Raw genomic sequence first — 11517 nt, 5'->3', positions numbered from 1 at the left:
AGCTGGTTACCATGGAGGTGAATATAGTGTTGCACCTTTTTTGCTTTCATTTACAAAAGGTCTTTTAAGATGAATTTATCCAAGTTTCCCGTATATATGCAGGCCGCAATCCTTGCTCTGGTATTGGCAGTGGTTGGCTACCTGGTTGCCCAGGCCCTGCAGTTCTCTTTGAAAGCGGAAGTGATTTTTGCAGCAGGTCTGGCCATCGGCGGTTTCGTGGTACCGCTGTTCCTGAAGCGAACACCGGCCAATGTCGCCGAGTCGATCGCCAATCAGGAGACTTGCACCTTATATGTAGGCAACCTGCCCTATCGCGCCAATGAGATTGCTGTGCGCGAATTGTTTGCCGAACAGGGCCAGGTCATTTCCGTGCGGTTGATGAAGGACAAGGCAACCGGCAAGCGCAGAGGTTTCGGTTTCGTGGAGATGCCCGCCGCCGATGCCGCCAAAGCGATTGCCGCTTTGAATGATAAAGAGTACCAGCAGCGCACCCTCAAGGTGCGTGAAGCGAATGACAAACGTGATAAAGAGGAAAGGGAAGGTAGTGAAGCTGACGTCTAACCGCTCGTCAGTACCCCACCTCTTCCAGTGATGACAGCCCCCATGCTTGCAAGGGGGCTGTCAGTTTTTGGGCCTCCCCATCCAGCCGGGTACAGTAAGCCCTGGCAATCACCTCTTCTATATGTACAGGCTGCACGGCGGCATGCCCGCCATTGTTCAGCAACCAGGCCACCCGTTTGGCAACGGCACTGCCCGAGTCAATAAGCTGGCATTGCGGCATCAGTTGCCCAATCTCTTCATTGAGTAGCGGGAAGTGAGTACAACCGAGCACCAGCGTATCCGGCTTCTCTTCCCCCTCCAGCCAATCGGCCAATACCTCGCGCAGTAGCGCCATATTGACCGGTAGGCCCGCCAGCTTGTGTTCGGCTTCTATGACCAGCTCGGTGGTGCCCTTGAGCAGCACCTGCTTGCCGGGAGCAAACTGGGCGATCAGTTCATGGGTATAGTCGCGGCTGACGGTGCCTGGAGTGGCCAGCAGACCGATACAACCGTTGCGAGTCTGTGCAGCGGCGGGCTTGATGGCTGGCACCACCCCCACCACGGGAATATCCAGTGCCTCACGCAAGGCCGGCAGCGCTATGGTGCTGGCCGTGTTGCAGGCAATCACCACCAGATCGATCTGATGACGGGCCACCATGGTGGTCACCAAGCGGGTGCAGGCAGCAATCAGGGCGGGCTCGCTCAATTCACCATAGGGGAAGTTGGCGTTGTCGAAGCAGTAGAAATAGTTGTGTGCCGGCAGAACGCGGCGGATCTCGCGGTAGATGGTCAGGCCACCCATACCGGAATCAAACACGAGAATATTGGCCACTTGAGCTCCCCTTTGGTGCAAGGCGGCGATCATACTCCCGCCTGCCGCCAATAGAAAAGGCCCTGCCAATGGCAGGGCCCCTGATTTTTCCGCTTGGCCGGGTCCGGCTTAGAGTGAGTAATCCATCGTCACGTAGTAAGCACGCTCATCGGCAGGATAACCCACCGCAGTCTGATACTCCTTATCCAGCAGGTTGTTGATCTTGCCAGATACCTTGAGCGCCGGAGTTACCTTGTAGCCAACGGCCAGATTCCACACGCTGTAGCCACCAAGTGTTGTGGTGTTGGCTACATCGCCATAGCGCTCACCCTGATAGATCCAGCTCAATGAACCATCAAACTGCTGCCACTGCGCCTGAGTCACCCACTTGGCCCCTTTGCGGGAGATCAGCTGCAACTGCTTGTCAGTCACCTTGTCTTTGGGATCCTTGTATTCGGCAGAGACCCGATGACTCAACCAGCCGGTATCAAACTCCCCTTCCAGCTCGATCCCTTCAATGCGCGCCTTGCCAACGTTCTGTGGTGTCCACATACCCTGACTGTTGGGCGCCCACTGGATCATCTGTTCGAAGTCGTTGCGATAACCGGTGGCTCGCCACTCCACGCCAGCGGTTTGACCATCCAGCATCAGCTCGCTGCTCTTCGACTCTTCCGGCTTCAGGTTGGGATTGCCAGAACCCGGATAGTAGAGATCGTTAAAGGTCGGGGCGCGGAAACCGGTGCCATAGCGGGCGCTCAGGCGGTAATCCTCGACAAAACGCCAGCCTGCGCCGGTTTGCCAGGTGTTGTGACGACCAAACTGCTCGTTGTCATCGCTACGGCCGCTCAGCTCACCCTGCCATATCTGGTTGTCAAACTGGGCCAGGGCATAGAGGCCGGTATTGTCCCGCTCTTTGGCGTCGGCCGGATATGTGGCGCCGGAGGAGCGGGAGCGATCATCCAGTCGATCACTCTGCCAATCGGCCCCGCCTCCCAGCGTCCAGCTCTCGTTCAATTTCAAGCTGTTGACCCAGTTCAGGCTGTACTGCCGGGTGTAGGTCCGGTTATTGGCCTGATCGCGGCCACTGTTGTCCTGATAGTCGTACGCATCCTGTTTGGAAAAGGCGCCACGCAACTCACTCAGATAGCGATCATCGTGATAGCGCGACCCCAGCTGATAGCTCTGGTTTTCTGTCCAAGTCTCGTTGCGCTGATGAGTGGCAGGCCCCCAGGCGGAAGCCGCAGAAGAGCGGTCGTACTGGGCGACATTGCGGAACCAGCGGGTTGTACCGAACAGATCCCAATTGCTGCCGAACGCCTGCTGGTAGTCCAGCATGGCGTTGTAGCCCTGATGCCCGTGACGGTCACCATCGTTGATGCCGGGCAAGGGGTGTACGTTGTAACCCTCTTCATCATCAAAACCGCCAGCCACCTTGAGCTGACCCGCCTCACCTACCTGGCTGGCACTACTGAAAGCGGCCTGACGCTGTTGATGGGAACCAGCACCGATATTGAACTTGTGCTGATTTGTCCCCTTGTCGGGACGGGTAATGATGTTGATCACCCCGCCGATGGCATCAGAACCATAAATGGTGGCGCGCGGGCCGCGGATATACTCGATCCGCTCGACCTGATTGAGTGGCAGATTGTTCAGTTCGGTCATCCCGGCGGTCAGGGAGGCACTGCGCACCCCATCCACCAGCACCAGCGTCTGAGAAGAGGTGCCACCACGCACCCGCAGCGAGCTAAGCTGGCCTCGGCCACCATTGCTGACCACTTCCACACCGGGCAGGGTCTTGACCACATCGGTCACGGTCTGGGCTTGCAGGCGATCGATCTCGTCCCGGGTCACCACATTGACCGGGGCAAGCACGCTGGAGGCAGGTTGGGCGACGCGGGTAGCGGTCACCACCATGGTGGGATTGACGGGAATGGTCAGCTGCTGGGCAAACGCCGCCGTCGGCAACAGGGCAGCCGCCAGAAATTTCTTCGACATGAGAGATCCTTAAGTTCGCGTAAGTATCTACTTCGTGGCCGGTTTCTCTCGGCCCGAAATACGAACTCTGGCAGGTCTTCGGGCTCGGGGGCTGATAGCCTACGGCGACGGCTTCCCGCCTGACGGCAGTGCCCTGATGTCGCTTCGTTCCCCCTTACCGCTGCGCGCCAGCTCCGGATTCTCACCGGATTCCCTATTAAGCATGATGCGCCAAAGCGGGAGGATTATAGGCAGAGCCAAGCTGGATGTATAGCCATCCAGATTTCTATTTCTTGCCAGCCAGCACCGCCAGCCTCTGCTGGGCCCCCTCCATTACCGCCTGTACCCCGGGATGGGAGAGATGGCGCCCTGCCGAAACCAGATAGTAAGAGAGAGTGACGTCGGTGAGGGTCGCAATTCGCTCCACCCCGTAGAGGCGGCCAATTTCGTCAGCCATTGCCAGCGGCGCCGGGAAGATCCCCATCCCCGCCTTGCCGAACGACTTCATCAGAGTGGAGTCATCAAACTGCCCCACCAGATGGGGGTGAATGCCCTGCTGGCGATACCAGGCCAGCAGCCGATCGTGGGTAGCCGACTTATCTCCGGGGATCAGCAACGGCAACCCCTCCAACGAGGCGGGAAAGCCATCCCGCGCCCGCGCCGCCAACTCGGGACTGGCAAACAGCGCCAGCGGGCTGCGCCCCAGCTCGTGGTTATAGCCACGCACGCCGCTGTCGGGAGGGAGCGGGCGATCGATCAGCACCATGTCGAGCTTGTGGCGGGCCAGTTCGCTGAACAGCTGCTCGGCCCGCTCCTCGTGACACACCAGCCGCAACGGAGTCGCCAGCGCCATGGCGGGGGCCAGCAGATCGAACGCCAGAGTGCGGGGTACCGAATCGGCGATCCCCACCTGCATGGTCAGCTCCTGACTGGCGTGGCGCAGGGTGTGCTCCAGCTCGGCACCGAGCGAGAAAATGGCCCCCGCCTGCTCCTGCGCCTGCCGTCCGGCGGCGGTCAGCACCAGACGCCGCCCCACCCGGTTGAACAGCGCCACCCCGAGGGACTGCTCCAGCTCTGCAACCTGACCGCTGATGGTCTGCGGCGTGAGATGCAGCTGTTCGGCGGCCTGCGTCACGCTGCCGCTGCGTGCCACATGCCAGAAGTAGTAGAGCTGTTTGTAGTTGAGCATGCCGTTCCCTATCAGTTTTTACCGAACAACCATCAGTGAGAATCTGATTTTATCGAAACATTGCGGGCTCTAGCATGCAACCATTATCTGAACTGCCCTGCGAACCATCATGCTGGACGTTGTTGTACTCTTCTTTCTGTTTGGTCTGCTGGCCGGTCTGGTGCGCTCCGAGCTCAAACTGCCTCCTGCCCTCTACGACACCCTCTCCCTCTTTCTTCTGCTGGCCATCGGCCTCAAGGGCGGCGTCGGTCTGGCCCAGCAATCCCTGCAACCTCTGCTGCCACAACTGGCGCTGGTGATCCTGCTCGGCGTGGTGCAGACCCTGCTCGGCTTTGCCGTGCTGCGCCTCAAGATGAACCGGGTCGATGCCGCCGCCACCGCCGCCCACTATGGTTCGGTCAGCGTCGCCACCTTTGCGGTCGGGGTGAACTGGCTCACCGAGCGGGGCATCAGCTTTGAATCCCAGCTCTCCATCTTCCTGGCGGTGATGGAGATCCCCGCCATTCTGGTGGGCATAGTGCTGGCCCGCGGCATCAGTCGCGAGACTCGCTGGCGCATGCTGGCCCACGAGACCTTCCTCGGCAAAGGGGTCACCCTGCTGCTGGGCGGCATGGCCATCGGCTATCTGGCCGGGCCGGACGGGATTGCCCCGCTCAAACCGCTGTTTGTCGACCTGTTCAAGGGGGCGCTGGCGCTGTTCCTGCTGGAGATGGGCCTCATCGTCGCCCGTCAGTGTCAGGACTTACGCAAGCATGGCTTCTTCCTGCTCGGCTTCGCCCTGTTGATGCCGCTCGCCTCGGCGGGACTGGGATTGGCAGCTGGCCAGCTGATGGGCCTCTCCCTCGGCGGACTGACCCTGCTGGCGACCCTGGCGGCCAGCGCCTCCTATATTGCCGTGCCGGCTACCATGCGCATCGCCGTGCCTCAGGCCAATCCGGGGCTGTCCCTCAGCGCCGTGCTGGGGGTCACCTTCCCGTTCAACATCATGCTGGGGATCCCGCTCTACCACAGCTGGGCCCGCCACTTCACGGAGTAGCCACATGCAGACCGAGACCCGCACCCTACTGACCGTCATTACGGAAGCCAATCTGGAGCCGACCCTGCTGCGCACCCTCACCCGCGAGGGGCTGCGCGGCTACACCATCACAGATGCCCGCGGCCGAGGGGATCATGGCGAGCGCAACGCCAGCTGGAGCGAGAGCGGCAACATCCGGCTGGAGGCGATCTGCAGCCGGGAGCAGGCGGAGCGGCTGCTGGCCCACCTGCAGAGTCGTTACTACCCCGATTACGCCATGATCGCCTTTCTGCAACCGGTCGAAATCGTGCGACCCGAGAAATTCTGAGCCGGCTTGCCGGCTCTTTTTGTCCACCAAAAGCAAACGTTTAACATCAAGGATTCAGAGAAAATGAACACCCCTCCCCTGATCGGCCTGGTAATGGGCTCCGACTCCGACTGGCCCGTGCTGCAGGCCGCCGCCCGCATCCTCAAGGAGCACGGCGTGCCCTACGAGGCGCAGGTAGTCTCGGCCCATCGCACCCCGGATCTGCTGTTCGAGTATGCCGCCACTGCCCGCGAGCGCGGACTGCGGGCCATCATCGCCGGGGCCGGTGGCGCTGCCCATCTGCCGGGCATGGTCGCCGCCAAGACCACTCTTCCGGTGCTGGGGGTGCCCATCCCATCACGCCATCTCAAGGGAATGGACTCCCTGCTCTCCATCGTGCAGATGCCCAAAGGGGTGCCAGTCGCCACCTTCGCCATCGGTGAAGCGGGGGCCGCCAACGCCGCCCTGTTTGCCGTATCTCTACTCTCCGTTGCACAAGACGGCGACGCCCCCCGCTACCGGCAGCAGCTCGACGACTTCCGCACCCACGAGCGAGATCGGGTGCTGGCACTGCAACTGGAGGAGCCGACATGATCCTGCCTCCCGCCACCCTCGGTATGCTCGGTGGCGGTCAGCTTGGCCGCTACTTTGTGATGGCCGCCCACCGCCTTGGCTACAAGGTGGTGGTGCTGGATCCCGACCCGGCCAGCATCGCCGGTGCCGCCGCCGATCACCATATTGTCGCCCCCTATGACGACCAGACCGCCCTGCACCAACTGGCACTCCGCTGCGATGCCATTACCTGCGAGTTCGAGAACGTGCCCGCCGCCACCCTCGCCCTGCTCGAACAACAAAAGCCGGTACGCCCGGGCGCCAGCGCGGTGCGCATCTGTCAGGATCGCCGTGAAGAGAAAGCCTTTCTGCGCGGAGCTGACATCACGGTCGCCACCTATCTGGCGCTACTGCCGGAAGAGCCCATCCCCGCACAGGCCAGCGAACTCTTGCCCGCCATTCTCAAGACGGCCCGCGAAGGGTACGACGGCAAGGGACAGTGGCAGGTGAGTAATCTGGATGAGCTGGCGACGGCGCTGGCAGCCAGTGGCGTGCCCTGCGTGCTGGAAAAACGGCTGGCACTGGAGGGGGAGTTTGCCCTGACCCTGGCCCGCAGCCCGAGTGGCGCCATCAGCGCCCTGCCGCTGGTGCAGAACTGGCACAGCGGCGGCATCCTCGATCAGACTCGCTCCCCGGCCAATGTGCCGGTGCTGGAGAGCGAAGCCAAAGGAATCGCTGAGCGACTGATCGCGGCCCTCGATTACGTCGGGGTGCTGACGGTGGAATTCTTTCTGGTGGAAGGCCGATTGCTGGTCAACGAGCTGGCACCACGCCCCCACAACTCGGGCCATCCCAGCCTCGACAACGCCGCATGCAGCCAGTTCGAGTTGCAGGTACGGGCCCTGTGCGATCTGCCGCTGCCGGAGCAGATCACCGTGCGCCCCGCCCTGTTAATCAACCTGCTGGGGGATCTCTGGCAGAACGGCACGCCCGACTGGGCCGCCCTGCTGGCGTTGCCCGGCCTGCATCTGCACCTCTACGGCAAGGGCGAACCCCGCCCCGGCCGCAAGATGGGCCATATCACGGTAACCGGTGACGACTGGCCAACAGTGGAGGAGAGCTGCCGTCAGGCCCGCCAGCTGCTGGGACTGGCGCCGCGCTGATCGAGCATCGGAAATGCAAAGACCCGGGCATGGCCCGGGTCTATGTTTTTGCTTGCTGTGGCAGGGAACCTTATCAGGCCCGCTCCACCGCTACCGGTGCCGGCAGGCGAATGGTGAGGGAGAGCACCAGCGCCACCACTAGCAACACCAGGATCAGGTGGAAGGTCGCCATAAAGCCGCCAAACAGGGAGGCAACAATGGAACCGATGATGCTGCCCAGACCAAAGCCCAGATAGATGACGCCGTAGTTCTTGGTCAGGTTGTTGAGGCCGAAGAAGTCGCTCACCAGCGAGGGGTAGACGGTGATGGTGCCACCGAAGCTGAACGCCACACAGGCGACCGCTACGAAGAACAGATTGGCATTGAGCGGCACGAACAGCAGCAGCGCCATGCCCGCCAGGGTAATCAGCTGGGCAATGGTGATGACCCGGATGCGGGACATCTTGTCGGAGAGGATACCCAGCACCAGACGGCCACCCAGGTTGGCCATAGCGATGATGGCGACGGCATTGGCGGCGACCACGGCAGGCAGACCCACCATCTTCTCGCCGATATCCTTGGCCACGCCGATAACGTAGAGGCCGCTCATGCAGGCGGTGAGGAACATCAGCGCCAGCATCCAGTACTGCGGCTTGCGCATCGCCTCGGCCAGAGTGAAGTCACGGCTCTCGCTCTGCTGCACGGAAGCGGCCTGCTTGGGCGCATCCTTCATCAGCATGCCGCCCACCAGCACCATGGACATGGCGATCAGCCCCCACAGCTGGAAGGTGGTCTCAAGGCCGGAGCTGGAGAGCAGCAGCAGGTTGATGTATTTGAAACCGAGACTGCCGAGACCATAAGCCCCGATGGAGCAGGCGGAGATGAGCCCCTTGCGCTCCGGGAACCACTTCACGCAGTTGGAGAGGGTCATCAGGTAGCCGGTACCGTCGGCAAAACCGACCAGAATGCCCGCGCAGAGGTAGAGCATCGCCAGATTGCTGGCATGGGCAGTGAGGAAGAAACCGATGCCGAGCAGCACGCCAGCCCCCAGGGTCACGTTGCGCACCCCGAACCGCTCCTGCAGCTTGCCCGCCATGGAGGAGGCGACTGCCAGCGACAGGCTGAGCAGGCCGAAAGCGAAAGCGACCTGACTCACCGGCTCGTCCAGCTTGTCGGAGAGCTGGGCGTTGAACAGGCTCCAGGTGTAGACAGAACCCAGTGCGAACTGGGTGATGATGGTACCGATCAGTGTCAGGTACCGGGTGCGGTTCATCTCTGTGGTCATGATGCGTCTCGGTCGATGGCCTTAAGGAAATTGAGGCCACTATAGGCAAGACGCAGTTCGCGCCGATCGATTAAGGCATGAAATGCAGATCGGCGGGAATGAATGACAATCAGAGCCGCATCAGCTGACGGAACGCCTTGATGTTGCTGCGACTGACCGGCACCTCGAACGGCAGATCATGGAGCCGGATGAGGTAGGTGCTGTTAAACCAGGGGACTATTTCGCGGATCTTGTTGATATTGACGCAGTAGGAGCGGTGGCAGCGAAAGAACCCCTCGGCAGGCAGGCGGCTGACAAACTCGCTGATGGTCATGGTCATCACGTAACGATCGTCGCGGGTATAGACATAGGTGAGCTTCTCGTCCGCCTCGGCGTAGTAAATCTGCTCGCAGGGGGTGACGATGATGCGCTCCCCCTTCACCAGATTGACGGTGCGATTCTGCGGGCTGATCACTTCGCCGCTCGCCTCCACCGTGGTGGCTGGCTGCGACTTGCCCGCATGCTCGAGCTTTTGCAGCAGATTGATGATGCGCGGCTCGTTGTAGGGCTTGAGGATGTAGTCGAACGCCTCCAGCTCGAACGCCTCCACCGCAAACTCCTTGTAGGCGGTAACGAAGACAATGTGGGGCGGATGGCTCGACTTGTGCAGGTTCTTGGCCAGCAGCAGGCCATCGATGGAGGGGATCTGGATATCCAGAAACACCACATCCACCTCGTGATCCTGCAGGTATTTGAACGCCTCCAGCCCATCCTCAAAACTCGCCACTATCTCGATGGTGCTGTGCTGATTCACCAGATAGATCAGCTCCTCGCGAGCCAGATACTCGTCTTCCACAATGATCGCTTTCAACATGACATTGCCCCCTGAAGGAGCACAGGAGAGGCAAGCTCCTCACGAATCAAACATTCGTCTTCCACAATGATCGCTTTCAGCATGACAACACCTCTCGCGGCACACACTTATCCTCAACCATGATGGCTCTCAGCATGGCATCGACTCCTGATCCGGCAGATAGAAACTCACTTCGGTACCTGGCTCCAGCCGCTTGAGGTGCAGGCCGTCGCCATAGAGCAGCTTGACCCGCTGATGCACGTTCATCAGACCGATGCTACGGCTCTCCACCCGACCGGCAGCCACCCCGTCGATCACCGCCTGACTGATGCCGTAACCGGTGTCCCGCACCGCCACCCGGATGCCGCCCGCCAGCTGCTTCACCTCGATAGTGACCCGACCCGGCGCGCTGCGGGGCTGGATGCCGTGCAGGATGGCGTTTTCCACCAGCGGCTGCAACAGCAGGCTCGGTACCTCGATATGCACGTCATCCACATCGAACACCACCTCCAGCTTGTCGCCGAAGCGGGCCTGCTCGATGGCCACGTAGTCGCGCACCTGCTGCAGCTCCTCCTGAATGTCGATGAGCTCATCCCCCTTGTTGAGGTTGTAGCGCAGATAATCCGCCAGATTGGCAATGAGCTGGCGCGCCTGCTGGGGCCGGATGCGGATCAGCGACGAGATGGCGTTGAGGGCATTGAACAGGAAGTGCGGGTTGATCTTGCTCTGCAGCGCGGTGAACTCCGCCTTGCGGGTCATCTCTTTCAACTGCTCGATGCGCGACACCTCCATCTGGGTGGAGATGAGCTGGGAGAGGCCGACCGCCATCTCCCGCAGCGAACTGGTGATGCTGTGGGTGCGGCGGTAGTAGATCTTGAGGGTGCCGCTGACGGCGCCGTTCTCCCGCAGCGGAATAATGATGACCGAGTGGAAATCGGAGAGGTGATACTGGCGCAGATCGTTGTTGATGATGATCTGGTCGAGCAGCACCGCCTGCTGGGTCATGCCGCTGATGGCGTGGTGCTCGTCCAGCTCGTAGTAATCCTTGCCCACCCCGACATAGGCCAGCACGTCATGGGTATCTGTGATGGCCACCGCATCGGCGCTGATGTCGCGCCGGATCACATCGCACACCTGACTGAGGGAGTGGCGATCGATGTTCTGGAAGAAAGGCAGCGTCTTGTTGGCGATATCGAGCGCCAGCTTGGCCTGCTTGGCGGCAATCAGCTCCTTCTCGTCATCCAGATCCTGCACCAGCTTGATGATGAGGCCGATGCAGAGCGCCCCGGCGATCATCGGATAGGCGATATGGTTAACGATCTCCACCCCGACTTCGTGGGGCTCGGTCAGCAGCCAGATCAGCAGCATGGTCAGCCCTTCGCACAGCATCCCCGCCAGAATGCCGTAGAGCCAGAGTCGCGACTTGCGACAGCGCAGGTGCAGCCAGGTGGCGAGCAGACCGGCGATAATACTGGCGATAAGGCAAGGGATCGAGGTGTGACCATCCATATCGATGAGATAGCGGTGCAGACCGGAGATGACCCCGGCCGGAATGCCGACCCAGGGGCCAAACAAAATGCCGCCGGAGATGATGGCGATGATCCGCACGTTGATCAGCGCCCCCTCTACCGGAATGCCGGTGTAGGTACTGAACACCGCAAACAGGCCGAAGATGGAGGCCACCAGCACCAGCTCCGCCGGGGTGTGATCCCGCTTCTGGAACAGCCGCTGGAACGGCCGGGTGCGGGTCAGGAAGAAGAGGGTCATCAGCATCAGCGCTGCCCGCTCGAACACCGCCAACAACATCATCTGATTCTCAAGCATCTGCGCCCCCTTGCGGCAACCCGACCGATCACCCTAACCCTGACCA

General features: G+C 61.1%; 11 protein-coding genes and 1 riboswitch. Of the genes, 5 read left to right on the top strand and 6 right to left on the bottom strand.

Annotation, left to right across the window (positions count from 1 at the left end; all coding sequences use genetic code 11):
• Positions 1 to 69 precede the first annotated feature (69 nt).
• Positions 70 to 561 carry an RNA recognition motif domain-containing protein gene (locus WBR25_RS00300; protein WP_033138874.1) on the top strand — a complete coding sequence of 164 codons (492 nt, stop codon included), beginning with the start codon at positions 70 to 72 and terminating at the stop codon, positions 559 to 561.
• A gap of 7 nt (positions 562 to 568) precedes the next feature.
• Here WBR25_RS00300 and murI read toward each other — a convergent pair whose 3' ends face one another.
• The 3 genes from murI to WBR25_RS00285 all read right to left on the bottom strand — a co-directional run bounded on the left by murI (position 569) and on the right by WBR25_RS00285 (position 4514).
• The gene (gene murI, locus WBR25_RS00295; protein WP_479749221.1) at positions 569 to 1372 is read right to left on the bottom strand and encodes a glutamate racemase; all 804 of its coding nucleotides are present in this window, start codon (positions 1370 to 1372) and stop codon (positions 569 to 571) included.
• 108 nt (positions 1373 to 1480) lie between these two features.
• Positions 1481 to 3346, bottom strand: coding sequence for a TonB-dependent receptor domain-containing protein (locus WBR25_RS00290; RefSeq protein ID WP_479749219.1), 1866 nt, complete (start codon positions 3344 to 3346; stop codon positions 1481 to 1483).
• Between the two features lie 52 nt (positions 3347 to 3398).
• A riboswitch (cobalamin riboswitch) is annotated at positions 3399 to 3576 on the bottom strand.
• A 35-nt stretch (positions 3577 to 3611) separates the two neighbouring features.
• Complete coding sequence (locus WBR25_RS00285) at positions 3612 to 4514, bottom strand: LysR family transcriptional regulator (protein ID WP_129503010.1); 903 nt, start codon at positions 4512 to 4514, stop codon at positions 3612 to 3614.
• 109 nt (positions 4515 to 4623) lie between these two features.
• Here WBR25_RS00285 and WBR25_RS00280 point away from each other — a divergent pair, with 109 nt between their 5' ends.
• The 4 genes from WBR25_RS00280 to WBR25_RS00265 all read left to right on the top strand — a co-directional run bounded on the left by WBR25_RS00280 (position 4624) and on the right by WBR25_RS00265 (position 7551).
• Positions 4624 to 5550: a sodium-dependent bicarbonate transport family permease gene (locus tag WBR25_RS00280; protein WP_040069609.1), complete on the top strand. Its 927-nt coding sequence runs from the start codon at positions 4624 to 4626 to the stop codon at positions 5548 to 5550.
• Positions 5551 to 5554: 4 nt separating this feature from the next.
• On the top strand, positions 5555 to 5857 hold the full coding sequence (locus WBR25_RS00275) for a P-II family nitrogen regulator (RefSeq protein WP_005321666.1): 303 nt from the start codon (positions 5555 to 5557) through the stop codon (positions 5855 to 5857).
• 63 nt (positions 5858 to 5920) lie between these two features.
• Entirely contained in the window at positions 5921 to 6430 is a 510-nt protein-coding gene (purE, locus tag WBR25_RS00270; RefSeq protein ID WP_139394789.1) for a 5-(carboxyamino)imidazole ribonucleotide mutase, read from the top strand.
• A complete protein-coding gene (locus tag WBR25_RS00265; protein WP_429133828.1) occupies positions 6427 to 7551 on the top strand; it encodes a 5-(carboxyamino)imidazole ribonucleotide synthase in 1125 nt (374 codons plus the stop codon). Before purE ends, WBR25_RS00265 begins: the two co-directional genes overlap by 4 nt.
• A 73-nt stretch (positions 7552 to 7624) precedes the next feature.
• On the opposite strand, the gene WBR25_RS00260 is transcribed toward WBR25_RS00265, so the two are convergent.
• From WBR25_RS00260 to WBR25_RS00250, 3 genes are all read right to left on the bottom strand, one after another.
• Positions 7625 to 8815, bottom strand: a complete 1191-nt coding sequence (locus WBR25_RS00260; RefSeq protein ID WP_371167783.1) for an L-lactate MFS transporter — start codon at positions 8813 to 8815, stop codon at positions 7625 to 7627.
• A gap of 109 nt (positions 8816 to 8924) precedes the next feature.
• Positions 8925 to 9668, bottom strand: a complete 744-nt coding sequence (locus WBR25_RS00255; protein ID WP_257691509.1) for a LytR/AlgR family response regulator transcription factor — start codon at positions 9666 to 9668, stop codon at positions 8925 to 8927.
• 129 nt (positions 9669 to 9797) lie between these two features.
• Positions 9798 to 11471: a sensor histidine kinase gene (locus tag WBR25_RS00250; protein ID WP_257691510.1), complete on the bottom strand. Its 1674-nt coding sequence runs from the start codon at positions 11469 to 11471 to the stop codon at positions 9798 to 9800.
• Between the last annotated feature and the right edge of the window lie 46 nt (positions 11472 to 11517).

Source organism: Aeromonas sp. MTB, from assembly GCF_056632455.1.
This window is presented reverse-complemented; position numbering and strand designations above follow the sequence as displayed.